This is a genomic window from Mesorhizobium escarrei (assembly GCF_935825525.1).
Lineage (GTDB): Bacteria > Pseudomonadota > Alphaproteobacteria > Rhizobiales > Rhizobiaceae > Mesorhizobium > Mesorhizobium escarrei.
This window is the reverse complement of sequence record NZ_CAKXZT010000150.1, coordinates 51,248-78,004: the sequence shown is the minus strand read 5'-3', so window position 1 is coordinate 78,004 and position 26,757 is coordinate 51,248. Positions and strand designations below refer to the sequence as shown.

Here is a 26,757-nt window from a genome sequence, read left to right as displayed (position 1 = left end):
GTCTGTGAGGAAACAGCCGATGGTCGTGAAGGTCGAAACCGGGAAGCGCGGCACGCCCAGCCGGCGCGTGCGGCTCGAAGACGTCGCCGCGCGCTGTGGCGTTTCCGTCAGCACGGCGTCGCGGGCGCTTGCCGGCGGCAAGGGCGTGCGCGGCGACCTCCGGTCGATGATCATCGAAACCGCCAAGAAGTTGAACTACACGATCCCCACTTCGATCGCCGGCCGCAAGGTGATCCTCGCCGCAAGCAACGCTGCCAGGATCGACTATGGCCGCAACCAGTTCAACTTCTATGTGCTCGACGGACTGAACGAGCGCGCACGAACTCTCGGCGTCGAGCTGGTGTCGCGCTCGATCGCCGACGCCGGTGAGCAGATCGCGCTGCTCAATGAGGCCAGGCAAGACAAGAGCGTCGTCGGCTGCCTGTTTCTGACGCTTGACGACGAGGCGGTGCTGACGCTGACCGGCGGTTTCGGCAAGCCGATCGTGCTCATAAACGGCGACGACCCGGCGATGCACCATTCGAGCCTGACGCCATGCAACCGCTCCGCGGCGCATCTCGCGACGCAGCACCTGCTCGACCTCGGCCACCGGCGCATCCTGTTCCTGATGCGGCGCGGGCGGCGCACGATCGAGCGTCGCTTCGAGGGCTGGCAGGATGCACTGCGAGAGCGCGGCCTGGCGGCCGGCGACCTGGCTGTGGAGGTGGCGGATTGGCTGCCGGACCTTGCGGCCGAAGCGACTGCGCGGCGCATCGAGGCTCGTGGCCTCGACTTTACAGCTGTGCTCGCCGCGGGCGACAGCCTGGCTATCGGCGCGATGATGGCGATCCGGAAGTCGGGTTACGAGGTGCCTGCCGACGTGTCGGTCATGGGCATGGATGACCTTCCGCAGGCGGCTTTCCAAAACCCGCCGCTCACGACGATGCATATCCCGATGCGCGAGATCGGCGCGGCGTCGCTCGACCTCCTGCTCGCCGATCTCGGCGGGGACCTGCCGCCGCGCCGTATCGAATTCGCCTGCCATATCGTGCAACGCCAGTCGACCGGCCCGGCTCGCGCCTGAGACGTATCGTTCACACCGCTGTGTGGGCCGGGCCATCGCTACATCGATGGGGTCACGTTCGAACCGTCTTCGAAGCGTCCGTAAGCTCCGCCGAAGAAAAGCAGAGGTTCGCCGTCTCGCAAGGTCGCGGCGGTTACGCGGGCAACGACGATCAAATGATCGCCGCCCTCATGCCCGGAGATCCGCACGCATTCGAACCGCGACAGGCAGCCGCCCAGCAGCGGCACGCCGGCATCGTTCAACTCGTGCGGGAGGCCGTCGAAGGCTTGACCGACGCGAGCGAAGCGCTGGCTCAGCTCCATCTGCTCCGCCCCCAAAACATGAACCGCGAAGTGCTCGCAACCTGCGAAGGCGGCAAAGCGCCTGGAATGCCGGCCGATCGACCAGAGCACGATCGGCGGATCGAGGGACACCGATGCAAAGCTGTTCGCGGTGATGCCGACGGGACCATCAGGCGTCATCGTGGTGACGACTGTGATACCGGTCGCAAACCGGCCGAGCGCGTCGCGGAACTCGCGCTTGTGGTCGGGGCCGGGCACGAAGCTTTTCATCGGTTGCTGCTCGGGGTCGAGGAAGTGGTACATCAGTCGCCCTCCTGGCCAAGGGCTGCGGTGGAAGCTTCAATCTCGCTGAGGCGCATTCGCAGCATCATCATCGCCGCTCCCCGGTTCCGAGCGGAGTCGGCGGGGTGATTTCTGGCACCCGGCCATAGACATGCGGCAGCGAGCAGGTGTTGATGTTCGGCAGCACGCGCTTGCCGAAGGACAAGGCCTCGTCGAGATGCGTATAGCCGGAGAAGATGAAGGCGCGGATGCCCATTTTCCGGTATTCCTCGATCTCGCACATGACTTGGTCGGTCGAGCCGACGATCGCGGCGCCGCAACCGGAGCGTGCGCGGCCAACGCCGGTCCACAGATGCCGCTCGACATAGCCGTGTGCGTCGGCGCCGGCGCGGTTCTTTGCCTGGTGCGCGACGCCCAGGGATGTCGCGTCCAGTGCGCGGGCGCGGATAATTCTGCCCTGCTCGTCATCGAGTTTCGAAACCAACTCCTCGGCATATTCGCGGGCTTCGACTTCGGTGTCGCGCACAATCACGTGGACGCGCAGGCCGTAATCCAGTGTGCGGCCATGGGCGGCTGCACGCTCGTGAACATCACGCATGCGGTGCGCCAACACGTCCTTCGCCTCCGGCCACATCAGATACACGTCACACTGTGCGCCGCAGAGTTCGAGCGCGTCGGGCGAATAGCCGCCGAAATAGAGTAGCGGCCCGCCATTCTGTTGGTAGGGCTTTGCGGGGTCGGCGGTCACTTTCTTGAATTGATAGACGTCGCCCTGATGGTTGATTTCATCGCGCGTCCAGGCCTGACGCAGGATCTCGATAACCTCGCGCGAACGCTGATAGCGGAAGCGGCTGTCGGCGAGTTCGCCGGGAAAGTCGGAAGAGATGACGTTTATAGTCAATCTGCCCCTTAGCATGTGGTCGAGCGTTGCGAGCGTGCGCGCCAGCATGATCGGTTGCATTTCGCCGCAACGCACCGCCGCGAGAAAGTTGATCGTCGAGGTTATCGGAGCGCAGCCCGCCACGAAGGACAGGGTATCCTGGCCAACCTGATAGGACGAGGGACACAGGATATTGCGAAAGCCCAGTCCTTCGGCTGTCTTGACGATATCGGAGCAGTGCTCCCAACTCGACCGCAGCGCGCCATCCGGAACGCCGAGATAGCGGAAATCATCGGAGCACAAAGCGGAAAACCACGACACTTCAGCAGCATCGAGATCTGCGGACGTCACCGGAACGACCGTCAATGTCGGCACTCCCTCGTTGTCAGAGACTGGATTTCCCTGTTGCATATCATTCGTGTTTGTGTAGATCAATAGTGTATCAATTTTGCGTTTGGAGACAATTTGAGCACGTCCAGAAACGCCTACGCGCTTCCGATGCATCAGCAGGTCAGCGAAATGCTCATCCGCGAGATCGCGGCTGGGCGGATGATCGAGGGCGAGAAGCTTCCGCCGGAGCGCGACATGGCTGCGGGCCTCGGAATAGCGGTCGGTACATTGCGCAAGGCGCTCGGCGATCTCGAGCGCAAGGGCTTGCTCAGTCGCATCCAGGGTTCCGGCAACTACGTACGTTCGCAACCCGACGTGGCCAGTGTCTATTCCATGTTCCGGCTGGAACTCATGGAGGGAGGCGGGCTGCCGACGGCGCGCGTTCTGTCAGTCGATCGGCTGGCGAAACCGATGGACCTGCCGGTGTTCGGATCGAGCGGCGAGGCCCATAGAATAAGACGGCTGCGGAGCCTCGGCGGCAAACCGGCGGCGCTGGAGGAGATCTGGCTCGACGGTTCCCGTGCGGAGACGGTTGCTATCGAAGAACTGTCGGATTCGCTCTATCTCTACTACCGCAAGGCGCTCGGTATCTGGATCTTGCGTGCAGAGGACCGCGTCGGGGTCGGCCAGGTGCCGGGATGGGCGCTGCCTGAATTCGGCCTCGTGCCGGGCGCCGCCGCCGGCTTCATCGAGCGTACCGGCTGGATGCAGGACGGCGCCAGCGCGGAGTTTTCCAGGACCTGGTTTGATCATGGCGTCGCGCGCTATGTCGCGCGGCTTCGATAGGGAACGGATATGGCGAAGCACATTTCCTACGGCGTCATCGGCTGCGGCATGATGGGGCAGGAGCATCTTCGCAATATCGCGCTGCTGCCCGATGTTGGCGTCGCGGCGATCTTCGAGCCCGACGCGATGATGCGCGCACGCGCGGCAGACCTTGCCCCGCAAGCGTCGATCGCCGGCTCGGTCGCGGAGGTGGCGGCCGATCCGCGCGTCGACTGCTTGCTCATCGCCAGTCCGAACTATGTGCATTTCGCGCAGCTCAAGGAAATCGCTGCTATCCGCGCGCTGCCCATCCTGGTCGAGAAGCCGCTTTTCACCGATCCGGTCGACGCAACCGCGGTGAAGGCGTTCGCCGCGACCTATGCCGCACCAGTCTGGGTCGCGATGGAATACCGCTATATGCCGCCGGTCGCTCGATTCATCGAGCAGGCGCAGAACGCCACCGGCGGCATCCGGATGCTGACGATCCGCGAACATCGCTACCCGTTCCTGGACAAGGTGGCCCACTGGAACCGCTTCAACCGTCGATCGGGAGGCACGTTCGTCGAAAAATGCTGCCACTTCTTCGATCTCATGCGGCTGATTCTGAAATCGGAACCGGTGAGGATCATGGCGTCGGCCGGACAGGAAGTGAACCATCTCAACGAAAATTATGATGGCGAGACACCCGATATCTGGGATTGCGGCTACGTGCTGGTCGATTTCGCCAGCGGCGCGCGCGCCATGCTGGAACTATGCATGTATGCAGAGGGCAGCCGCTATCAGGAGGAGATCAGCGCCGTTGGTGCGCGAGGTAAAGTCGAATGCCTGGTGCCGGGTCCCGGCCGCTTCTGGCCGGCTCATCTCGGCGCGGCGCCGACGCCGCAGTTGATCGTCAGCCCGCGCTCTCCGCAGGGACCGTACACGGTCGAGATCCCGGTCGACCCACAATTGCTGACGGCCGGCGATCACAACGGCTCGACTTTCTATCAGCATCAGCGGTTCTGCGCCGCCCTACGAGGCGAAGGGCCGGTTGAGGTGACGCTGGATGATGGTTGGAAAGCTGTCGCCATGGGTATGGCCGCACAATTGTCGGCAAACCAGGGCACGGCCATTTCCAACCCACTCGATGCCTGCGAGAGCGCTCAGTGTGGCTGATGGCAGCCCCGCTGCCGCCCGCCACAGGGTATCCATGCGCTAACCGGGGTTCTCCAGGCGGTTTGTCCTGCGCCACTCCTCGTACTCCCCGCGGGCATCGTCATGCAGCGGATAGTAGCGTTGCAACGGCCCGCCTTCCATTAGCTTCACTCGCGAGAACTCCTCCCAATCGTGATGCTTCTGTGATTCTTCGATCACCTTTGCGGCCATTGCGACAGGAAGCACCACCACCCCGTCGTCGTCGGCGACGATGATGTCGCCGGGGATCACCGTGACACCGCCGCAGGCAATCGGAACATTGACGGCATTGGGATAGATGCTTGTCTGCACATGATAGTTCGGCGTCCAGCCGCGCAGCCATAGAGCCAGATCGAGCTTTTCAACATTAGGCCGGTCGCGCATGCATCCATCGATGACGATGCCCGCGCCGCCCCTGCCTTTGAAATACGTCGACATCATATCGCCGAAGACGCCCGAGCTCATGTCGCCGCGCGCGTCGACCACGACCACATCACCCTCCTGTGCGTGATAAAGCACGTGCCGATGCAGCTGCGTCTCCGGATCGGCATATTCTCCCTCGGTGAACAGGTCCGGCCGCTGTGGCATGAACTGCAGCGTCAGCGCCGGCCCGACGATCGACTTGCCATGGTTCTGCGCTACCGGTCCGACCATGTGCGGATTGCGAAAACCCATCTGGCCAAGCGTGCCGGCAACCGTCGCGGCGCCGATCTCCCTTAGCGCATCGATCAGGTCTTTTGGCGGCCGGGTGATGTCGGGAGCATGTGTCATGGTGGACTCCGGTTGAAAGGCAATTACCAGTTTGTAACAGAACCGTCGCGGCGCTTGAGGTGAGGCGCTTCCCAAAAACGAAAGCTCGCCGCCTGGATCGCCTCCTCGTTGACGTCGACGCCGAGCCCCGGGAGATCGCCGACCGGATAGTCGGTCCCGTCGAGCCGTGGTTGCACGGGAAAAAAGTCGGAATTGTCGAAGCCCAGCTTTGTTTCGGGTTCCCTGGTCTCGAGCCACGCGAAGTTGGGTACCGCGGCGGCAAAATGCACGGTCGCGGCCGTGCACACCGGACCAAGGGGATTGTGCGGCATCAGGTCCACGTAGTGGGCCTCGCTCCAGCCCGCGACTTTCATCGCCTCGGTAAGCCCGCCGACATTGCAAACATCGAGCCGGTTGAACTGATGAATGCCGCGCTCGATGTAGGGCAGGAACTGCCACTTGCTGGCAAATTCCTCGCCGATGGCAAAGGGGATGTCGGTCATCGTGCGCAGGGATTCGTAGGCCTCCGGTGTCTCGTCCCGTATCGGCTCCTCGAGGAAATCAAGCACACCGCGGCCGAGCTTGTTGCAGAAGCTCGCCGCCTCGGCCACCGACAGCCGATGATGATAGTCGATGCCGAGGACGACGTCGTCGCCCAGCGCCTCGCGCGCCCTGTTAAGCATACTCGCGGTAGCGCCGATCGACTCGCGCGGCTCGAAGATGTTGCTGCTGTTTTGCCCGGCGGGGAAGAAGCGGATCGCCTGCCAGCCCTGTGCGCGCAGCTCGCGGGCTCGTTCGATGGCAGCGTCACCTTCGGCCTCGTCTCCGGTCGAGGCGAAGGTGGGGATGCGGTAGCGCTGCTTGCCGCCCAGCAACTCGTAGACCGGCACTCCCAGCGCCTTGCCCTTGATGTCGTGAAGGGCGATGTCGATGGCGGAAATCGCCGCCTGCAGAACTCGTCCGCCTTCGAAGTACTGGCTGCGATAGGCCTCCTGCCAGATCCGGCCAATCTGCATCGGGTCGCGGCCGATGAGAAACTCGCGATAGTGCTCGACCGCGCCGGCCACCGCCTTCTCGCGACCGCTCAAGCCGCTCTCGCCCCAGCCGAAGATGCCCTGGTCGGTCTCGACCTTGACGAGCATCTGGTTGCGCGTTCCTACCCACACTGGATAGGACTTGATCGCGGTGATCTTAAGCTTCTCAGTCATCCGCGCCCACGCATCCGCCCTGTCTCAGTTCGCCTTGAGGGCCATTTCGGTTTCGCCGTCGAACAGATGCATCCGCTCCTGGTCGAACTCGAGCCAGATCTGTTCATCGGGGGCGACGGCAATGTTCGGCGGCACGCTGACGTTGATGATAGCGCCGGACAGGAACGCCTGCACGAAGGTCACGTCTCCGGTCGGCTCCACCGTGTAAGCCTTGGCCGGAATGGCACCGGGGGCCGCGCTGTTGCGCAGCTTGATCGTCGAGTGGCGTGCGCCGAGCACGACTTTCCTGGTCGTTGCCCTTGCGACCTTCTGGGCGTTGCGCGGCGAAAGCTCGAAGCTCCAACCCTCCGCGCTGGTCAACACAGCGTTGCCGTTTGCCGTCGATGCCTGCAGCGGAATAAGGCTCATCGCCGGGCTGCCTATGAAGCTGGCGACGAACATGTTGACCGGATGGGCAAAGACCTGCGCCGGTGAATCGTATTGCTGCAGGTAGCCGCCGTTCATCACCGCCATCTTGTCGGCCATGGTCACGGCTTCGAGCTGGTCGTGCGTCACATAGATGATTGTCGCCTTGAGGTCCTGGTGGAAGCGCTTGATCTCAGACCGCATCTGCACGCGTAGCTTGGCATCGAGGTTGGAGAGCGGCTCGTCCATCAGGAACACGGCGGGGTCGCGGACAAGCGCACGGCCCAGGGCCACCCGCTGCTGCTGCCCGCCCGAAAGTTCGCGCGGCTTGCGCTCGAGCAGGTGCGTCATGTCGAGCACTCGCGCCGCTTCCTTGACCTTCTTGTCGATCTCGTCCCTAGGCAGTTTGCGCATCTGCAGCGGGAAGGCCAGGTTCTTGTAAACCGATTTCTGCGGATAGAGCGCGTAGTTCTGGAACACCATAGCGATGTCCCGGTCCTTGGGGTCGAGGTCGTTGACCACCCGGTCGCCGATGACGATGTCGCCCGATGTGATCGGGATCAGCCCCGCGACGAGATTGAGCGTGGTTGTCTTGCCGCAGCCTGAAGGGCCGACGAGCGCAACGAACTCGCCGTCATTGACCGTCAGCGACACGTCGTTGACGGCTTTGAAGCTGCCATAGGCCTTGACGAGTTCTTTGAGGACCACGTGGGCCATCGGCAACTCCCTAGTGCTTGACCGCGCCTTCTGTAAGGGCGCGTACGAAGTATCGTTGCAGGACGAGGAACAGCACCACGACGGGCACGCTCATCATGAAGCTGGCCGCCATCAGGCCCGGAAAGTCCGTCGTGTTTTCCGAGAAGAAGCGCTGGATGCCGACCGGCAGTGTCAACTGGTCGTTCTTGGTGAGGAAGGTGTAGGCGTAGATGTACTCGTTCCACGCGCCGATGAACGAATAGATCGCGGTGGCGATGATCCCCGGCGTCGAGAGCGGCATCACAATCAAGATGAAGGCCTGGAACCGCGTTGCCCCATCGATGCGCGCCGCCTGCTCGAGCTGCACCGGAATGTTGTCGTAAAAGCCCTTGAGCAACCAGATCGCCAGCGGCAGGCCGAAGGTGAGATAGGTGAGTATCAGCGAGCCATGCGTGTTCATCAAGCCGAGCAGGCGCATCAGGATGAACAGCGGTACGAGAAAGATCACCGCCGGGAACATGTTGCGCAGCAACACGGCAAAGAACAGGAAGTTCCGGCCGGGGAAACTGAAGCGCGAAAACGCGTAGGCCGCAGGGACGGCGACGATCACCGAGAGGATTGTCGTGACGGTCGACACGAAAAGGCTGTTCCAGAAGAAGCGGAGGAAGTCCTGGCCGACGCTGTTCTGGGGATCGAGCAGCTTTTCATAGCTGGCGAGAGTAGGTTCGTCCGGCCACCATTGCGGCGGGAATTGCATCGCCGCGAACCCGGACTTGATCGAGGTGATCAGCATCCAGATCATCGGCACCGCGGTGTAAAGCAGCATGAACGCGAGGAAGATGCGCCCGGTCCACCGCCATCCGTCGACGCGCATGCGGCGACGGCCCAGGCCTTGCGGGACTGTCTCGGCAGTCGTGCTCATGGGCTCCCCTCTTGCCGCTCGTTACCGCTTAGCGCACGGACGTAGAAGTAGCCGAGCGTCATCAGGGTGAGGAACAGGAGCACCGAATAGGCAGATGCCACGCCCCAGCGCTGCCGGCCGAAGGCGAGCTCATAAATGTGGGTGATCCAGATATGCGATGCGTTGGAGGGCCCGCCGCCGGTCATGATCCAGGGGATGATGAAGGAATTGAAATTGGCTACCGCGAGCAGCAGGATCGTCACCGTCGAGACGTTGCGCAAGTGCGGGAAGGTGACGTGCCAGAAGCGCTGCCAGGCGCTGGCCCCGTCAACTCTTGCGGCGCGCAGCAACTGTTCGGGCACGGTCTGCAGGCCGGCCATCATCATGATCATGGCAAACGGAAACTCGCGCCAGATATTGACGACGATCAGGGAAGGCAGCACCGTGCTGACGCTGTCGATGAAGTTGGGCGGTCGGTCGGCCAATCCGAGGCCAACCAGCACCGCACCGATGATCCCGAAGTCCGAATGATAGATCCATTTCCAGATATAGGAGGCGGCGACCGCGCTGATGACCCAGGGAATGATCAGGATGGCGCGCAGCAAGCTGCGGCCGACAAACTCGCGGTGGAGCGCCAGCGCGGTGGCAAACCCCAGGACAAAGGCAATCAAGGTAGAGCCCAACGTCCAGACCAGAGTGTTCCAGGTCACTCTCCAGAACAACTCGCTGGTGAGGATGGTCGCGTAATTGTCGAAGCCGATGAAGGTCTTGTCGCGAAGCTGCAGGCCAGGCGGCGTCTTGAAGAACGACAGCTCGATCGTGTAGTAGATCGGATAGGCGATGACGACGAGCATCACCGCGATCGCAGGGAGCACGTACGCGTAGTCAGCGCGATGCTTCCATATCTTGCCTAGCACGCCGGACCTGCCGGGTTGCAATCTTCGGCGAGCCTCGGCCTTGCAGGTCACGATCGTCACTGTGGCGTGCCTTTGTTTCTTCTGAACGAACCGGATTTTTTCGGGACCCACCGGCTGCATCATCGGTGCAGCCGGTCAGGCTTGGACTAAAGCGGGTCGCGTTTAATCGGCCTCATGCGACGCGCTTTAGGTTGCTGTTTATGCATGTCGTTATCGCAAAACCGCTGCACACCCTCGGTTCAAGCCCGAGGGCATGCTTTTGCGCGACATGCTTAGAGTCCGCCCATCAGGTCTCTTACCCTCTTGGCCGCGTCGTCCGCTGCCTCGTCGACGGTCATCGCGCCGGTCAGGGCATTCTGCAGCATGTCCGGGACGATGATGTTCATGATCTCGGGGGCCTGCGGCAGCGCTGGGAACGGGATGCCATATGGTAGCATCGAGGTCGTGACATCGAGGAACTTGATGTTGTCCAGGCGTTCCTTCATCCATTTGGTCTTGAAGCCGTTAAGGTTGCCCGGGTTCGAGCCGGCATAGGCCATCTTCAGCGACCATTCAGGGCTCGTCCACATGCAGATGATAGCCTTTGCAGCCGGCTCGTCGACCTTCCCGCCCTCGACATATTCAGGCTTCAGGATGTGAATGTTCGAGCCGCCGAACACGACTGCGCGCTTGCCGTCGGGGCCAGTCGGAATCAGGCCGTAGCGCATGTTGTCGATGACGGTCTGCGCCTTGTCCTTGTCGGCCCCCGTCGCCTTCTTCTGCAGGTCGAGCATGACGTCATAGTCGGACGGGTGCGAGATCATCATGCCAAGCTGGCCGGCGAGGAACAGGGGCTGGTTATCGGCCTGCTGGTTGGTGAGCGCCGAAACCGGAACCGACTTGTCGCGAACATACATGTCGTACGAGGCTTGCAGCGCAGCCTTGCTCTGCGGGCTATCGAGGTTGACCTGCTCATAGGTTGGGTTGGCGGTGGCTTCGTCGAAGACGCCGCCGCCATAGGCCCACAGCTGCGGCATGAAGCGGTACGGCGTATTGCCAGCATTCTTGCGGGCCACGAGGCCGTAACCGGCAATGCCGAGCTTGTCGTGGATCTGCTTGGAATATTTGACGACGTCGTCCCAGGTTGCCGGAGCTTTGTCCGGATCGAGGCCCGCACGCTTGAAGATGTCGGCGTTCCAGATGAACGCCATCGTCTCGTTATTGGTTGGAATGCCGTAGCTCACCCCCTCCCAGGTCACGGCCTTCATGGCGCCGGGCCAGAAGTCGTCGGTGGAATACCCGACATCCTCGGGTTTGAGCGGCTCCAGATAGCCCTTTGACGCGAACTCGGTACCACCCAGGATCTGCAGGCGGACCGCCATCGGCGCTGCATTGCCCAGAAGCGCCGTGCGGAACTTGTCAAGAAGGTCGTTATAGGTGAGGGCTTGTTCCTCGAGCTGGATGTTCGGATAGGTCTTGCGGAAGGTCTCAAAGAAATCTTTGTAGTACTGGCGCAAGAGGTCGGGGTCACCCTCGAACACGCCCTGATACCAGAAGGTCAGTCGCCCCTTGTAGTCGAGTGGGGTGACCTTGGCGCAATCGGCCGCCGTGTCAAAATCCTGTGTGCCCGCAATGGAGCGCACATATTCCGGCGACCACTTGCTCAGGTCGACCGGCGGCGCGCCGAGCGCCGATGTGGACATCAGCGATGCCATCAAAGCAGTGGCGACAGTGCCGCGCAGGACCGCACTGCCGAGCGTAATCCTCGTCATAGGTATCCTCCCTGGTTCTCCATGCCGCCCTGCGCCGAGGCAAGGCGGTCTAGCTCGTTCGACCGCGGGACGCCTTTCTGTTCTATGTATCCCTTCGATCATCTTGTACGTTTTCAGATCGTGGATTGCCTGTCAACGCGTAGGATCGTACATTGTTTGTGGAAACCGTGTATGATATCGGGCAGGGTGTGTATTGATTAGGAGAGCCGGGCCTTGGCCGAAATGAGCGATTTCAAAGCCATGCCACCTGTGGGCACTGATCCCATCGGTGCCTCCAGCGAGGGCGCCTCGCTGTATCAGCTGATCAGGGAAGACATCATCGAGGGGCGGCTCGCCGCCAACGAACGGCTTGTGGTCACCGATCTCGCCCGGCGTCACGGCACCTCGACCAACCCCGTGCGCGAGGCCCTGCAGCTCTTGCGCGGGGAGGGTTTTGTCATCTTTCTCCCCAACCGCGGGGCGCGCGTCCGACCCATAGATCAGGATTTTGTCCGGGATATCTATGAAATCGGTGTTCTGATCGAGCCGGCCCTGACGCGATGGTTTGTGAATATGGCGACCGGCGAGGACATCGCCGAACTTGAACGTCTCCAAGGCCTGATTGAAGAGAACAACTTTGCCGACACATTCAGGCACAGTGAGCTTGATACCGCTTTCCACACCGTGATGTACCAGCGGCACTATAACCGCCATGCCGCCGAACTTTGGTGGAAGCATCGCGAAGTGCTGCGAGCCGTCAGCCGGCGTTTCAATTTCACGCTCGCGCGGCGTGCCGCGATCATTCGCGAGCACCGCGAACTCATAGCGCACGTAAAAGCGGGAAGTGCCGACGAGGCAGCCGAGCTCATCTCCCGCCATGTCGAGGGTTCCGGCCGGCATATTCTCGAACAGATGCGTGCGCGCAACGCCGCGCGGGCCGGTTAGGAAACGAAGGCCCAGTCTCGAACATCGTTAGCCCTGACCATTTCAGATAAAGGAATTGAGATGAAAATCACGAGCATTCGGCCGTGGCTGATCAAGTCCGATGCTTCTTATTGGGGTGAGTTCCTGTTCGTCGAAGTGACGACCGATGAGGGGGTGAGTGGCTGGGGAGAGATCACCACCACTACAAGGCTCGCCAACCGCGCTCTCTGCACGATCCTGCGGCAGATCGGCGTCGCCGTGACAGGCGAGGATCCAGCGCGTATCGAGCATCTCTGGCACAAGATCTTTCGCAGCTTCACCTATATGGGCAGCCGCGGCGCCGCCGTCGAATGCGTGAGCGCCATCGACATAGCCCTCTGGGACATCCGGGGCAAAGTGCTCGGCAAGCCTATTTACGAGTTGCTGGGCGGACCGGTACGCGATGAAATCGCCCTCTACACCCATCCCAACCAGGCCAAATTTACCAGCAAGGAGGCTGTGGTCCGCGAAATTCTGGACATCGTCGAGTCCGGGCACACTGCGCTCAAGTTCGATCCTTTCCCCCACCAGGGCCGCAGCGCCGACGGCCTGTCCCGCGAACAGCGAGACGGCTACCTCGATGGCAGCATGGGCCGCAAGGACGAGCGCGAAGCCGCCGAACTCACGGCGCTGATCCGCGAAACGGCGGGGCCTGACGTCGACATTCTCATCGATGCGCATGGCCGCTTCGACGTTCCCACCGCCATTCGCCTCTGTCGGAGCCTTGAGGAAGCCGGCCAGATCGACTGGTTCGAGGAGCCTTGCCCGCCCGAGAGCCTGAACGCCCTCAAACAGGTGCGTGAGAAGGTCAGTGCCGCCATCTCGTGGGGCGAGCGCGGCCACACGAAGTGGGATTTCGTGCCGGTACTCGAAAACAGGCTCGCTGACTACATCATGCCTGATATCACCTGGACCGGAGGCATTACCGAACTCAAGAAGATTTCCGCCCTATGCGAAGCCTACTACATCCCTGTCTCGCCGCATGACGCCGCGGGACCGATCAACGTGGTTGCGGGAGCCCAGGTGATGATGACTGTTCCAAACTTCTACAAGCTTGAAACGTCGGAGTGGAACCTGGGCAAATACGATCACCTCATCGACAGACCGCTCGACGTCTCGAACGGCAGCCTCAAGCTGGCGTCGAAGCCTGGTCTCGGTATCGAGATGAACCGCGATTACCTGCAGGCTCACGAGATCGAGCTGGGCTAGCAAGGCACTGTGCCGGCCCGGCGTGCGGGCGACAAGCCCCAGCCACCAGAACGAGGACAAGTCATGGCAAAGACGGGTGGCGCCGACGAGGCGCTCAATCGGGTGAACACCAATTCCAGGCCGTCCGAGCTTCGCATCACCGACATGCGGGTAGCCGAAATCGTCGGCGCGCCGTTCACCTCAGCGCTGCTCAAGATTTACACCAACCAGGGCATCGTCGGGCTTGGCGAGGTGCGCGACGGCGCCAGCGCCACCTATGCGCTGATGCTGAAGAGCCGGTTGCTTGGCGAGAATCCTTGCGACATCGATCGCCTGTTTCGCCGGATCAGGCAGTTCGGCGGCCACGGCCGGCAAGGCGGCGGCGTCTCTGCGGTCGAAATCGCGTTGTGGGATCTCGCCGGCAAGGCCTATGGCGTGCCCATCTACCAGATGCTCGGCGGCCGGTTTCGCGAGAAGGTGCGCCTCTATTGCGATACCGACGCCACTGTGCCGAGCGGCACCGAGACCGGCAAGCGCCTCAAGCAGCGCATGGCGCTCGGCTTCACCTTCCTCAAGATGGATCTGGGGCTGATGCAGATCGCGGATGTCCCCGGTGCGGTCGTGTCTCCTGCCGGCTCACTTGAAGGGTACCGCGTCCACCCCGGCCGCGGTCCGGTCAAGACCCTTGAACAGCGGCGCGCCCGCAACGCCGCCTACGATTTGCACAACGTCCGCCACCCGTTTACCGGTCTCCACTTTTCCGACAAGGGCCTCGACCTGCTTGAGCAGTACATTGCCGAGGTTCGCGAAATTATCGGCATGGATATTCCGCTCGCCATCGACCACGTCGGCCACATCTCACTGCAGAATGGTATTCGCCTCGCCAGGCGGATTGAAAAATATGTCCCAGCCTGGCTCGAGGATGTGATCCCATGGCAATACACCGAGCAGTACCGACAACTGCAGGACGCCACCACGGTGCCGATCTGCACCGGCGAGGACATCTACCTCAAGGAGGGCTCCGAGCCTCTGCTTAGGAGCGGCGGCCTCTCCATTATCCACCCGGACCTGCTCACCAGCGGGGGCATCCTCGAGACCAAGAAGATCGGCGACATGGCGCAGGATCACGGCGTCGCCATGGCGATCCATATGGCGGAAAGTCCAATCGCCGCAATGGCCGCGGCACATGTCGCGACCGCGACCGAAAACTTCATGGCGCTCGAATACCATTCTGCCGATGTCGACTGGTGGGACGATATCGTCACCGGCGTTGCCAAGCCGCTGGTTAAGGACGGCTTTATCACTGTTCCCGACAAGCCGGGCCTGGGGATCGACGACGTCGTCGACGAGGTGATCTCGCAGCATCTGCAGCCGGGTGTCACCGGCATCTGGCAGCCCACCGATCGCTGGGACGACGAGTATTCCTGGGATCGCACCTGGAGCTGAGGCGAAAAGAACCCAAGATGAAGATCACCGATCTCCGCTGTGCCGTCATCGGCAAGCACCCCATCGTTCGCATCGTCACAGACGAGGGCCTCTATGGCCTGGGCGAGGTCGAGTACACCAAGCCCTACCTCAAGCCCTGGGTCCTGCATTTTCGCGAGGCGCTGATCGGCGAGGAACCGACCGACGTCGAACGGGTGATGCTGAAGATCCGCCAACGTGGCTCTTTCAAGCCCTATGGCGCGGCGGTAAGCGCTATCGAGCATGCGCTGTGGGACATTGCCGGCAAGGCCGCAGGCGTGCCGGCCTACAAACTGCTCGGCGGCAAGGTGCGCGACAAGGTGCGCGTCTATAACGGCTCCATCCGTCGGAAACGCACTGGCGACCGGCCGGAGGACTACGCCGCTGACGTCAAATGGATGATGGAGCAGCCGCAGAACTTCTTCATGATCAAGCAAGGAATCTCGTTCCACTCCAACATGAAGGACACCATCGAGGGCTTCCATTACGGCGTGACGCAGAAGAAGGCCGGCTATCACGGTGCCATGGATCAGGGTGTGATCAGCGAGCGCGGTTTCAATCACATGCTCGACTGCGTGATCGCGATGAAGGAAGTGCTGGGCGACAAGGTCAGCCTGGCGCTCGACTGCGGCCCGGGCTGGATGCTGCCCGATGCGATCAAGTTCGCTCGCGCGGTCGAGAAGTACAATTTGATGTGGCTCGAGGACATGCTGACTGGCGACTATGTGCCGTGGGTCAATCCGCAGGCCTATCGGGAGCTGACCACCTCCACCTCGACGCCAATCCATACCGGCGAGCAGATCTACCTGCGCCATAATTTCAAGGAGCTGATCGAGACGCAGGCGGTCCGTATCATCGGTCCAGACCCGGCCGATATCGGTGGCATCGCCGAGCTGAAATGGGTAGCCGAGCACGCCCATATGCACTCGATCCTGATGGCGCCGCACGGCACGGCGAACGGCCTGCTCGGCCTCGGCGCGCTGATCAATGTCTGCGCCACCTTGCCCGCCAACTACATCGCCTTCGAATACCCGAGCGCCTCCGATCCCTGGTGGGAGGACCTCGTCATCGGCCTGCCGTCGCAGATCGTGAAGGACAGCATGGTGGACCTGCTGGAAGCGCCGGGGCTGGGCCTCGATATCGACGCCAAAGCAGCCAGGAAGTATCTCAAGGAAGAGGATGCGGGCTTTTTCGACTGAACGATCCTTGTTGCGTCCTCGATGGCCATCTTGGAGTATCTCGAGGTCAAATCCGTTCTCGGTTATTTCTAGACGACATCTCCGCCAGGCGCAGAGCGCGCCGGTGTGGCCGGCGGTGCTGATGTCGGTCGCTGCTGCCCATAATGACATGATGCGCGGCTGCGGCTGGACTGCAGTGCCGCGTGCATCCTCTATGTCGCCGCGGATCTTCAATCGCTACAAGGATGATGGCCTGGAGGCGCTCACCGACCGCTCGAGGTGGTCATAGGTGTGATCACGAAATAAGATTCGCTCGCACAGAATCCCGACAGTGCGTGGCTTGCGTCGCTCGGCGGCGCACCGACACCGATCGACGCGACGCTTGCGGAAGTTATGACCCGCGGACACGCGGATCTCCAGAATGAAAGGCCGGAATGCGTCCCGAACCGGACTATCGTCCTGGTTGCCGGTTCGGACATTCCTGTCGCCGCGACCGGTTTTCATTCCGTCTCAGGATAGCTTCGACATTTCCGTAGGTTAGCGGCGGGTTGCCCGCAACACTTGGCTGAGACGCCGCGGTGTTGGCATGAACCCGATCGCAATTTTTCGCCGGCTTCATCGAACAGCAGCCCGGTGAGCAGATGAGGTTGCGTGACATTGGATTGGCTTCGCCGCAGCGGCGCTTGAGAGGCGAGGAGTGCCTGGGCCGCCTCGAATGTGGCCGACGTGACGATCGGCTCGCGCTCTCCTTCGTAGACCTGATCCCTGTGCCTGATCTTGCCGACGTGAATCGGCTTCGAAAGCAGGTGGTAAAGTTGCCGCGACCAAACGGCATGGTGACTGCAACTGATCCGTCTTCGCCTGCGTAATAAAAAACACTGTCGTCAGAACAGCGACTGTCCACGCCACCACACTTCAAAGCCAAGGCCCCCTGTGAAGAGAGAACCTCCCGCGGCCGAGAAACAGAATTAACCACATTCGAAGAAGGCGAAGGGCGGCTGGGTTGTCACCGATCCGTCTCGCGTAGCATGTTACCGTTGGAATTGGGGGCATCCGCAGCACGTCCGGCGCAAAGGCAAGGAAGAGACAGGATGCCGATCTTAAGCAATGGCAGTGAACTCATCGTATGGAACGAACCCGAGAATCCCAATCCGACCCCTGACTCGGTCCTTTTCAGCATTACGGAAACAGACGGCGACGTAATCGGACCGATAGGCGCAAAGCCGGATTTCCCCTTCGGTGGGATCGAACTAGCTTCGGTCGATGTCTTCGACGGCTTCTTCACCATCACCAGCTTCACCCACGAGGGCAGGACCGAAACCTGGACGACAGTGGAAACGCAGGTCTTCGACAACGAAGGCAATTTTCTCCGCACCGTGTCCGACCAGGCGGCCTTCCAGTCGGTCCGGATCGTCTCGATCAGCGCCGACAGCCCCGACGACCTCACGGTGACATGGATCGGGGCGAACGAATATTTCGGCGGCGAAAACACCCAATACGGTCAGCACCAGATCATCTTGAAAGGGGGCGTGCTTCAGTCCGACACTTTCGTTAATCACGCGCCCACCGTTGCCGACCTGGAATTGTCGATTTCGCAGGCGCAATCTCTCGACGACGTCAAGTTCAGCGCGACAGATGCCGACTACGATCTCTTGAACTTTATCGTCTTGGACGGGCCGGACAGCGGCACCCTGGAGCAGGAGACGAGTTTCGACGGCAACTACTACCCGTTTCACCAGGGTCATTATGGCACTACCCTGCACTATCATGCGGATTTTCTGAGCGGAAACCTGTTCGACTACACACCGGACGCCGGCTTCATCGGCACCGACAGCTTTACGGTTTACGCTACGGATGGCCAGGGCAACAGCAATGTGGCGACGATTACGATCACGGTCACTCCGCCTGCCGAATCCATTACCCTGACCGACGCCAAAAACGTCGCGAGCTACGCAAGCCATGATCATGCCGTGCTCGTCGCCGCGCTGGGCGGGGGCGACCGCATCAGCGGCACCCCGTTCAACGATACGCTCGACGGCGGTGCCGGCCACGACCAGCTGTTCGGCGGCGCGGGCGCCGACGACATCATTGGAGGCGCGGGCACCGATTGGCTGAAGGGCGGCGCTGGCGATGACGAGATCAGCGGAGGTGAGGGCGCAGACGGCGTCCGCGGTGACACTGGCGACGACGTCCTCGACGGCGGCGCCGGCTCCGACGACATGCGAGGTGGTGCTGGCGACGACATCCTCAATGGCGGCGCCGGCCGCGACCGGCTGGCCGGCGAGGCGGGCAGGGATGTCTTCGTGTTCGACGCACTTGGGCCGGCGAACTACGACCGGATAGAAGACTTCAATGCGCTCGACGATGTGTTCTGGCTGGACAGCTCCGCATTCGTCGGGCTGTCGGCCGGCTCGCTTTCCGCTGCGGTTTTCGTCGTCGGCAAGCACGCCATGGATGACAACGACCACATCGTTTACGACAAGCAGACCGGTGATCTGCTGTTCGATGTCGACGGGGCAGGAGGAGCGGCGACTGTCAAGTTTGCAGCCGTGGACCCGAGCACATTCCTCACAGTGGACGACTTCTTCGTGTTATAGGCGCGCATGGGTGGGGCGCAGCTACATAGAGCCCACGGATCAGCCCGGCGAGCCTTTCCGGCTGCTCGACGCAGGGAATGTGGCCCGCACCGGCGATGACCTCGAACCGTGCGGCGGGGATTGAGCGGGCCAGCGATTCCACCAGTTCAGGCGGCGTCGATCCGTCCTGATCGCCGACAATGCAGAGTGTCGGCACTTTGATCGCGGCGGTCGTAGAAGTGAAATCGGCTTCGCGGACAGCCGCGCAGGCAGCAGCGTAGCCGGCCGGATCCTGGCGCGTCAGCATCGTTTTATAACCCGCCAGGTCCTCGCTGCGATTCTTATGGAAATCCGGCGTGAATCATTTTCGCATCACGTCGTCGGCAAAGCTCGCGATGCCCTCCGACAGGGCCGCGTTGATGCGCCCGTTCCACATCTCGGGCGTACCGATTTTCGCTGCCGTATCGCAAAGGGTCAGCCCCTCGATCAAATCCGGCCGCGTCTTGTAAAGGCATTGCGCAATGACGCCGCCGATCGAAAGCCCGCAAATCACCGCGCGCTTTACGCCAAGATGGTCGAGCAGCCCCGCAAGGTCCGTCGCATGGGTCTTGATTGTTTGTGGCGCGCCACCCAGTTCGTTCAGGCCGTGTCCGCGCTTGTCAAACGCAACGAACGCACAGTCGTCGGCGAGCCTTCGCTCGACCTCGTTCCAGATGCGCATATCCGTGCCGAGCGAGTTCGCGAAGACGACCGTCGGCCTGCCAGCTGTGGGACGATGCCGGTAGTGGATCGTCGCGCCATTAATGCGAGCAAAGTTCATATCCGTCATAGCTTTGGCATTCCTTTGGGCCGCATCAGCCGTTTTTGCGCGGCAATGCGGAATGGTGCGTTCGGCGCACCATATCCTGCATACGCGCCGCGCCGTTCAACGAACTCGACAATGAAACCCTCTCCGAATGTCGGCGCATAGAGCTGGAAGAATTCGCCGTTGTCGTCACGGTCATAAAGGATGTTGGCTGAGCGTAACCGATCGGCGACCTCCGGATCCAAACCGAAGCGCGCTTCTACGTCGTCGTAGTAGTTCATCGATATCTGAAGTGGTTCGAAGCCGTTGGCCTGCAGCTTCGCCGCCGTTGCAAAGATGTCATCCGTCGCGAGTGCCAGATGCTGGACGCCGGAACCAAAGGTTTCGGCGATGAAATGGCCGGCCAGGGTGCGGTGACTCTCGGCGCCGTTCAGCGTGAGGCGGAAGCGCTTGTCCAGACCTTCGATGACCTGGCTGCGCACGAGGCCGGCCGGATCGACGATGTCGACCATTGGGGTCTTGGTCGTCCTGAAGATCGAGACATAGAACAGCAGCCAGCTCGGCATCTCTTCCTGTGCCATCGTCTGCCCGACATGATCGATACGGGTGAGGTCGACGCCATTGCCGGAACTTGCCGACGTGACCGGCGTGAACTCTATGTCCCAGACCTTTGCCAGGTCGGTCTTGGCATCGAGGAAGTAGATCAGTCCGCCGCCGACGCCGCGGATCGCCGGGATCGACAACTCGCCGGGCCCGACCCGCTGGTGAAAGATCTCGGCGCCCAGCGCCTCGGCGCGCGCAACCGTGGCGGCGGCGTCCTCGACCTTCAGGCCCATCGCGTATGCCGACGTGCCATGGACAACAAAGAAAGAATGGGCAAAGCCCTGCCGCTCGGTATTGATGACAATATTGATCTCGCCCTGGCGGTAGAGCGTGACCTCCTTCGAGACGTGCCGACCGGCCTCGACAAAGCCGAGCATGCGCAACAGCGATCCAAGCTGTCCTGCGTCCTGGCGATCGGCCGCGAACTCGATGAACTCGACCCCTCCAACCCCGATGCGGTCGGGCATTGGCGGGATGGCCATTTCAAGTGCCGGTTCTTCACGCCGCACCTGATCCATCAACCATACGAGCGAACGCCGTCCGTCGACCGAGATCGCCTTTGCCGACCCGCCACGGAACTGGTCGTTGAAAATCTCGAGCGACAGATAGCCGTCATAACCGGTTGCCGCGACCGCCTGCATGAACTGTCGCATCGGCAGATCACCTTCGCCTGGCATGTTGCGGAAGTGTCGGCTCCAATAGAGCAAGTCCATTTCGATCAGCGGCGCGTCGGCGAGTTGGACAATGAAGATCTTGTCAGCGGGTATCGAACGGATGGAGCCGAGTTCAATCCTGCGGGCCAGCGTGTGGAAGGAGTCGAGAACCAGCCCGACGTTGGGATGGTCAGTCCTGCGCACGATTTCCCACGCATCGCGATGATCGTTGACGTGACGCCCCCAGGCCAATGCCTCGTAGCCGACGCGCAGACCGCGTTTGGCGGCGCGCTCGCCAAGCTCGTGAAAGTCCATGGCCGCCCGGTCGATCCCGCCAAGCGAGACGGGCGACACCGACGAGCATACCAGCATCAGGTCGGTGCCGAGTTCCTGCATGACGTCGAACTTGCGCTCGGCACGATCAAAGGCGCGGTTGCGCTGCGGCTCCGGCAAACCCTCAAAATCCCTGAACGGCTGGAAGAGCGTTATGGTCAGACCTGTGTCACCAGCCATTCGGCCGACGTCGCGCGGTGAGCCGTCAAAGGCGAGGAAATCGTTCTCGAAGATTTCAACACCGTCGAAGCCCGCGGCGGAAATTGCCGCGAATTTCTCCGCCAAGTTACCGGCGATCGACACCGTCGCGATCGAAGTCTTCAGACGCGCCTCCTCCCTGGTTTGTTGTGAACGAACCAGTTCGTACATACACTAAGGCAGCGCTGCCAGCATCGCAAGTTTCGGCGCGCTCAACGTTCTGCGGCAGCTTCGTCCTTCGCGACAAAACGCAACAGCATCTCGACGCTGTTGCGTTTGAGCCGCTCGAGTTGTGCCGGCGCGCCGAAGTCGCGTCCGAAGATCATCGAAAAGGTGGTGCGATTGGAAACGTTGAAGAAGCACAGCGCGCTTATCTGCCAATGGAGTTCGACCGCGTCGAGCCCCGGCCGGAAGACCCCCTCTTCGACACCGCGTGAATAGATGCGAGAGATGTGGTCGATCGCAGTCACGTTCAGTTCGCGGATCGCATCCGATTGTTCGAGGTATTGGCCGTGATGGATGTTCTCGATCATCACCATGCGGATGAATTCCTCGTGTCGGTGATGGTGGTCGAACGTGAACTCCACCAGGTGTGTCAGGGCCGCCTCGGGGGGCAGACCTTCGATATCAAGTTGGGCCTCGCCCTCGCGCACCTGGCGATACGCGTTCTCGAGCGCGCGCAGGTAGAGGCCTTCCTTGTCGCCGAAGTAGTAGTAGATCATGCGCTTGCTGAAGCGTGTACGCGCCGCAATCTCGTCTATGCGCGCGCCCGACAAGCCGTTCAGGGCAAACTCCTTGCAGGCGATCTCTAGGATGTTGCGGCGCGTGCCCTCAGGGTCCTGGATACGCGTCGTGCTCGCGTCCGGCTTCGGCTTTCGTTCCTTCTTGATCACGGCCATGCAGTTTGAGTTCCCGCCCCGGCGCAGCCGGCATTTGACTAAACTAACCAGTTAGTACATCATTCGCAAATCGCGACAGGCTCATTTACCGGCGCGTTTGGCGTGAACACAAGGGCGATCCAGGAATTGCCGCATTTGGGCTGGGAGGCGGTCCGCACAGGGAGGAATTTCGGGAGATGGGCGACAGCCTTGTCGACCTCCTTTGCCGTCTTGCCGACGCGCACCAGGGCGCCGCCAGCGGCGACAGCGAAAAGGTCGTGATTGGCCTCGTCGGACGCGGCATTCAGTCCTCGCGCACTCCCGGCATGCACGAGCGTGAAGCCCGGCGCCTTGGCATCGGCTATTCGTACCTTTTGCTCGATTTCGATAGGCTCGGATTTCCGGACGCGGCGATCGGCGACTTGATCGCGGCGGCGGAAATTGCCGGCTTTCACGGCCTCAACGTCACTCATCCGTTTAAACAGGCTGTCATTCCCGTCCTCGATGCGCTGTCGCCGGAAGCGCGCGCAATAGGCGCGGCGAATACGGTCGTCTTTGCTGGCGGACGCAAGGAAGGCCACAACACCGATGGCTGGGGTTTCGCGGAAAGTTTTCGCGAGGCGATGACAGGCGCATCGATGGGATGTGTTGCAATGTTCGGCGCCGGCGGAGCGGGCGCCGCAGTCGCATACGCGCTGATGCAAATGGGCGTTGGCCGGCTGTTCGTCCTCGACAGTCAACCCGGTCGCGCCTCGGATCTTGCGTCGCGCATGGGCGCCTTGTTCGGCGGTCGCGTCGAGACGTGGCCGGACCCGGCCGCAGCCGTGCGCATGGCCAACGGCATCGTCAACACGACGCCGGTGGGCATGGCGAAATACCCCGGAACACCGTTCGACACGGCTCTTCTGACAGCCGAAAAATGGGTCGCCGACATAATCTACTTTCCGACCGAAACAGAGTTGTTGGTCGACGCCCGTACGATCGGCTGCAGAACGCTGCCGGGCATCGGCATGGCGATCTATCAGGCCGTCCGCGCATTCGAACTCTTCACCGGGCGCAAGGCCGACCGCCGCGCCATGGCAGATCATTTCGAGGCTGCCGCATGAAGGCAATGACGCCTGTAGTTGCATGAAGACCACTGGGAGGAAATCGACATGAAAGCTGAAATGAACCGACGCCTGTTCATGGTCGCCGCCGGCGCACTCGCCGCCGGGACCGCCGTTCCCGCCTTCGCGCAGGACAAACCGAAGCTGCGTTTCTCGGCCGTGTTCTCGGAACAGGACATCAGGGCCGAGATGATGAAAATGTTCGCCGACGCCATCAAGGACGACTTTGCCTTCGAGGGTTATTACGGCGGGAACCTGTTCAAGCAGGGCACCGAACTTGTCGCCATCCAGCGCGGCAACCTCGAGATGGGCAACGTTGCCCCGCAGGACATCTCCAAGCAGATTCCGGCGTGGTCTATCGTCACTGCCGGCTACCTTTTCCGTGACGCCGCGCACGTGAAAGCGTTCTTTGCCAGCGATGCCGGTGCGGAGCTGAAGAGGATGACCGAGGACCAGCTCGGCGTGAGGGTGCTCGGCCCCACCTATTTCGGCCTGCGCCAGGTCGGCCTGAAGCCGGACAAGGCAATCAAGACTCCCGCCGACATGGCAGGCATCAAGCTGCGTATGCCGGGTGGCGACGCCTGGCAATTCCTCGGCCAGGCGCTCGGCGCAAACCCGACGCCCATGGCCTACGCCGAGGTCTATACCGGGCTGCAGACGGGCGCAATCGACGGGCAGGACAACCCTCTGCCCAACGTCGAGAACATGAAGTTCTACGAGGTGATGTCGCAGATCGTACTTACCTCGCACCTCGTCGGTTTCGACCTTCTCAGCATCTCGAAGAAGGTGTGGGACGAGATGGGGGCCGAGAAGCAGGCAAAGGTCCAGGCCGCGGCGGACAAGGCGATCGACTTCTCGACAGAGAAGCACCTGACGCGCGAGAAGGAACTCGTTGAAACATTCAAGGGCAAGGGCCTGAAGATCTACGAGCCCGATGTCGCAGCATTCCGCAAGCATGTGCAGGAGCAATATCTTGCCTCCGACCTGGCCAGGGAATGGCCTGCCGGGATGGTCGACAAGATCAACGCGTTTTGACGCGACGAACTCGCCGGCCGGTCCGCTTGCGACCGGCTGGCCCGTTGGCCAGGCGCCCGTTAGGGAGGCATCATGAACCCGGGATTGAGAAGGGTCGGCGGCTGGCTCTACCGACGCGCCGAGAACGCAATAGCCATCGCAATCGGCGCCATGTTCGCCGCGTTCCTGCTGCAGGTTGCTTTTCGCTACCTTCTCAACTGGCCGACCGGCTGGAGCAACGAGCTCACCGTCGTACTCTGGATCTGGGTTGTGCTGTTCGGCGCAGCGTTCGTCGTTCGTGAAGAAGAGGAAATCCGTTTTGATCTCCTCTACGCCACAGTCGGTCCGGACATTAGGCGGGTAATGACGCTTGCCTTCGCAATCGCTCTCGTCGCGCTCTATGGCTGGTCCTTTCCGGCCGTCTTCAGCTACGTGACCTTCATGAAGGTCGAGAGCACCGCCTACCTCAAGATACGCTTCGACTGGCTGTTCTCGATCTATCTCGTCTTCGTGGTCGCCGTGATCGCCCGCTACCTGTGGTTAGGGTGGCGTGCTCTGCGCGGCGAAGCACCGGCGGAGTTTGACCCCACGAAAGCGAGCTCCGGCGTATGAATCTCGCGAGTCCCTTTTCGCTGTCAGTCGTTGCGATCACAGCGCTGGCCCTGCTTGGCCTGCCGATCGGTCACTCGATGATCGCCGGGTCGATTCTCTATCTCTGGCTTGCAGGGCTCGACATGGGCACCTCCGCCGAGCAACTCCTCAACGGGCTCTACACAAGCTACATTCTGCTTGCCGTACCAATGTTCATTCTCGCCGCGGAGTTGATGAACGCCGGGACAATGACCGACCGGCTGCTGCAATTCTGCAATGCCGTCGTCGGCCGTTTCCGCGGCGGCCTGGCGCAAGTCAACGTGCTGCAGTCGATCATCTTCGCCGGCATGTCCGGCTCGGCCATCGCCGACGCCGCGGGCACCGGCAAGATGATGCAGCAACTCATGACTAAGGATGGCAAGTACCCGGCGAGCTATGCCGCTGCGCTGACAGCCGTCACCTCCGTCATCGGCCCGATCATTCCTCCGTCAATTCCGCTGGTCATCTACGCGCTAATCTCGGATGCATCCATCGGCTACCTCTTCATTGCGGGTATCGTGCCGGGCCTTCTTCTCGCCCTGACGCAGATGATCATCGTCGCCATCGACGCGCGCCGGAAGAACTTTCCGGTCGAGAAGCCGGTGCCGCTCAGGGAATTTCCGGCGATCACCTTGCGCGCATTTCCGGCGCTGATGCTGCCGGTCGTTCTGCTGGTCGGCATAAGGGGCGGCGTGATGACCCCGACCGAGGCCGCGGCGGTCGCCGCCGGCTACGCGCTGCTCATCTCGGTCGTGATCTATCGCAGCGTGACGCCGGGTCAGCTCTACCATGCGCTTCTCAACAGCGCCCGCACCACCGCCTCGATCGGCATGCTCATCGCCGGCGCCCTGGTGTTCAACTACGTTGTCACGGTTGAGAACATTCCCCAGTCGCTGTCGGTGATCCTGCAGTCCTGGGATCTTTCGCCGATGGGTTTCCTGATCCTGGTCAACATCCTGCTGCTGATCCTGGGCTGCGTGCTGGAGGGCACGACTATCCTGCTGGTAATCGTGCCGGTGCTGATTCCGACGGCGGAGACGCTCGGTGTCGACATGGTGCATTTCGGCGTAATGGTCGTCGTCAACATCATGCTCGGGCTCGTCACCCCGCCCTACGGGTTGCTGCTGTTCATCATGACCCGCATCGCAGAGGTGCCGCTGCGCGACCTTGTGCACGACGTAATGCCGTTTCTCTACGCCATGATTGCCGCCCTAATGCTGATCACCTTCTTCCCATCGCTGGTGCTGTGGCTGCCGCGCCTGCTTGGCTATCAAGGATAGGACCATGACCAAGCCAATCTTCGTTCTCAACGGCCCAAATCTCAACCGGCTCGGCATGCGCGAGCCGGAGATCTATGGCAGGACGACACTCGCAGAGATCGAGCGGATGTGCCGTGATGCCGCCGGCGACCATCCGATCCGTTTTCACCAGTCGAACATTGAGGGCGAAATCGTCAACTGGATCCATGAGGCGATCGACGACGGCGCGGGCATTCTGATCAATCCCGCGGGTTTGAGCTTCATTTCGATCCCGGTGCTTGATGCACTCAAAATGTTTCCGGGCCCGATCGTCGAACTGCATATCTCGAACATCCATCGCCGCGAGGAAATCTATCATCGGTCGCTGGTGTCGAAGGTCGCCACCGGCGTGATCGCGGGACTTGGCGCCAAGGGATATCCGCTCGCGATCCGCTGGCTCATCGATCAGGTCGACCGATAGTGTATCGC

Annotated in this window: 23 protein-coding genes and 1 pseudogene; 13 read left to right on the top strand and 11 right to left on the bottom strand. The window is 61.6% G+C overall.

Going from position 1 to position 26,757, the window contains the following annotated elements:
- The first annotated feature begins 19 nt into the window (after nt 1–19).
- A complete protein-coding gene (locus tag NMG80_RS26965; protein ID WP_254020932.1) occupies nt 20–1,063 on the top strand; it encodes a LacI family DNA-binding transcriptional regulator in 1,044 nt (347 codons plus the stop codon).
- A 38-nt stretch (nt 1,064–1,101) separates the two neighbouring features.
- On the opposite strand, the gene NMG80_RS26960 is transcribed toward NMG80_RS26965, so the two are convergent.
- A complete protein-coding gene (locus tag NMG80_RS26960) occupies nt 1,102–1,647 on the bottom strand; it encodes a flavin reductase family protein (RefSeq protein ID WP_254020931.1) in 546 nt (181 codons plus the stop codon).
- A gap of 67 nt (nt 1,648–1,714) precedes the next feature.
- On the bottom strand, nt 1,715–2,872 hold the full coding sequence (locus NMG80_RS26955) for an LLM class flavin-dependent oxidoreductase (RefSeq protein ID WP_254020930.1): 1,158 nt from the start codon (nt 2,870–2,872) through the stop codon (nt 1,715–1,717).
- 132 nt (nt 2,873–3,004) lie between these two features.
- On the opposite strand from NMG80_RS26955, the gene NMG80_RS26950 reads away from it, so the two are divergent.
- Together NMG80_RS26950 and NMG80_RS26945 are read left to right on the top strand one after the other, a co-directional pair.
- Nucleotides 3,005–3,682, top strand: coding sequence for a GntR family transcriptional regulator (locus tag NMG80_RS26950; RefSeq protein WP_254020956.1), 678 nt, complete (start codon nt 3,005–3,007; stop codon nt 3,680–3,682).
- 9 nt (nt 3,683–3,691) lie between these two features.
- Entirely contained in the window at nt 3,692–4,816 is a 1,125-nt protein-coding gene (locus NMG80_RS26945; protein ID WP_254020929.1) for a Gfo/Idh/MocA family protein, read from the top strand.
- A gap of 39 nt (nt 4,817–4,855) precedes the next feature.
- Here NMG80_RS26945 and NMG80_RS26940 read toward each other — a convergent pair whose 3' ends face one another.
- From NMG80_RS26940 to NMG80_RS26915, 6 genes are all read right to left on the bottom strand, one after another.
- A complete protein-coding gene (locus tag NMG80_RS26940) occupies nt 4,856–5,605 on the bottom strand; it encodes a ribonuclease activity regulator RraA (RefSeq protein WP_254020928.1) in 750 nt (249 codons plus the stop codon).
- Nucleotides 5,606–5,628: 23 nt separating this feature from the next.
- The gene (locus NMG80_RS26935; protein WP_254020927.1) at nt 5,629–6,792 is read right to left on the bottom strand and encodes a mandelate racemase/muconate lactonizing enzyme family protein; all 1,164 of its coding nucleotides are present in this window, start codon (nt 6,790–6,792) and stop codon (nt 5,629–5,631) included.
- Between the two features lie 24 nt (nt 6,793–6,816).
- A complete protein-coding gene (locus tag NMG80_RS26930) occupies nt 6,817–7,914 on the bottom strand; it encodes an ABC transporter ATP-binding protein (protein ID WP_254020926.1) in 1,098 nt (365 codons plus the stop codon).
- 10 nt (nt 7,915–7,924) lie between these two features.
- Nucleotides 7,925–8,815 carry a carbohydrate ABC transporter permease gene (locus NMG80_RS26925; RefSeq protein ID WP_254020925.1) on the bottom strand — a complete coding sequence of 297 codons (891 nt, stop codon included), beginning with the start codon at nt 8,813–8,815 and terminating at the stop codon, nt 7,925–7,927.
- Nucleotides 8,812–9,771 carry a carbohydrate ABC transporter permease gene (locus NMG80_RS26920; RefSeq protein ID WP_254020924.1) on the bottom strand — a complete coding sequence of 320 codons (960 nt, stop codon included), beginning with the start codon at nt 9,769–9,771 and terminating at the stop codon, nt 8,812–8,814. Before NMG80_RS26920 ends, NMG80_RS26925 begins: the two co-directional genes overlap by 4 nt.
- A gap of 212 nt (nt 9,772–9,983) precedes the next feature.
- A complete protein-coding gene (locus NMG80_RS26915; RefSeq protein ID WP_254020923.1) occupies nt 9,984–11,462 on the bottom strand; it encodes an ABC transporter substrate-binding protein in 1,479 nt (492 codons plus the stop codon).
- Nucleotides 11,463–11,675: 213 nt separating this feature from the next.
- On the opposite strand from NMG80_RS26915, the gene NMG80_RS26910 reads away from it, so the two are divergent.
- From NMG80_RS26910 to NMG80_RS26890, 5 genes are all read left to right on the top strand, one after another.
- Nucleotides 11,676–12,386, top strand: a complete 711-nt coding sequence (locus NMG80_RS26910; protein ID WP_254020922.1) for a GntR family transcriptional regulator — start codon at nt 11,676–11,678, stop codon at nt 12,384–12,386.
- A gap of 60 nt (nt 12,387–12,446) precedes the next feature.
- Nucleotides 12,447–13,613 (top strand): mandelate racemase/muconate lactonizing enzyme family protein, encoded by a 1,167-nt coding sequence (locus NMG80_RS26905; protein WP_254020921.1) that lies wholly within the window; start codon nt 12,447–12,449, stop codon nt 13,611–13,613.
- 63 nt (nt 13,614–13,676) lie between these two features.
- Entirely contained in the window at nt 13,677–15,038 is a 1,362-nt protein-coding gene (locus NMG80_RS26900) for a mandelate racemase/muconate lactonizing enzyme family protein (RefSeq protein WP_254020920.1), read from the top strand.
- 17 nt (nt 15,039–15,055) lie between these two features.
- Nucleotides 15,056–16,255 (top strand): mandelate racemase/muconate lactonizing enzyme family protein, encoded by a 1,200-nt coding sequence (locus tag NMG80_RS26895; RefSeq protein ID WP_254020919.1) that lies wholly within the window; start codon nt 15,056–15,058, stop codon nt 16,253–16,255.
- A gap of 1,070 nt (nt 16,256–17,325) precedes the next feature.
- Nucleotides 17,326–18,831, top strand: coding sequence for a calcium-binding protein (locus tag NMG80_RS26890; RefSeq protein WP_254020918.1), 1,506 nt, complete (start codon nt 17,326–17,328; stop codon nt 18,829–18,831).
- On the opposite strand, the pseudogene pcaD reads toward NMG80_RS26890, so the two are convergent.
- The 3 genes and pseudogenes from pcaD to NMG80_RS26875 form a co-directional block, all read right to left on the bottom strand.
- Nucleotides 18,803–19,630 (bottom strand): annotated as a pseudogene (pcaD, locus tag NMG80_RS26885) (3-oxoadipate enol-lactonase). The gene NMG80_RS26890 and the pseudogene pcaD overlap by 29 nt on opposite strands.
- Before the next feature lie 5 nt (nt 19,631–19,635).
- Entirely contained in the window at nt 19,636–21,528 is a 1,893-nt protein-coding gene (locus NMG80_RS26880; RefSeq protein ID WP_254020955.1) for a bifunctional sugar phosphate isomerase/epimerase/4-hydroxyphenylpyruvate dioxygenase family protein, read from the bottom strand.
- 86 nt (nt 21,529–21,614) lie between these two features.
- On the bottom strand, nt 21,615–22,301 hold the full coding sequence (locus NMG80_RS26875) for a TetR/AcrR family transcriptional regulator (RefSeq protein WP_254020917.1): 687 nt from the start codon (nt 22,299–22,301) through the stop codon (nt 21,615–21,617).
- A 176-nt stretch (nt 22,302–22,477) separates the two neighbouring features.
- On the opposite strand from NMG80_RS26875, the gene NMG80_RS26870 reads away from it, so the two are divergent.
- The 5 genes from NMG80_RS26870 to NMG80_RS26850 all read left to right on the top strand — a co-directional run bounded on the left by NMG80_RS26870 (nt 22,478) and on the right by NMG80_RS26850 (nt 26,749).
- Nucleotides 22,478–23,386, top strand: coding sequence for a shikimate dehydrogenase (locus NMG80_RS26870; protein ID WP_254020916.1), 909 nt, complete (start codon nt 22,478–22,480; stop codon nt 23,384–23,386).
- A 48-nt stretch (nt 23,387–23,434) separates the two neighbouring features.
- Nucleotides 23,435–24,421, top strand: a complete 987-nt coding sequence (dctP, locus tag NMG80_RS26865) for a TRAP transporter substrate-binding protein DctP (protein WP_254020915.1) — start codon at nt 23,435–23,437, stop codon at nt 24,419–24,421.
- Between the two features lie 72 nt (nt 24,422–24,493).
- On the top strand, nt 24,494–25,012 hold the full coding sequence (locus tag NMG80_RS26860; RefSeq protein WP_254020914.1) for a TRAP transporter small permease: 519 nt from the start codon (nt 24,494–24,496) through the stop codon (nt 25,010–25,012).
- On the top strand, nt 25,009–26,310 hold the full coding sequence (locus NMG80_RS26855; protein ID WP_254020913.1) for a TRAP transporter large permease: 1,302 nt from the start codon (nt 25,009–25,011) through the stop codon (nt 26,308–26,310). Before NMG80_RS26860 ends, NMG80_RS26855 begins: the two co-directional genes overlap by 4 nt.
- Nucleotides 26,311–26,314: 4 nt before the next feature.
- Nucleotides 26,315–26,749 carry a type II 3-dehydroquinate dehydratase gene (locus NMG80_RS26850; protein WP_254020912.1) on the top strand — a complete coding sequence of 145 codons (435 nt, stop codon included), beginning with the start codon at nt 26,315–26,317 and terminating at the stop codon, nt 26,747–26,749.
- Nucleotides 26,750–26,757 lie beyond the last annotated feature (8 nt).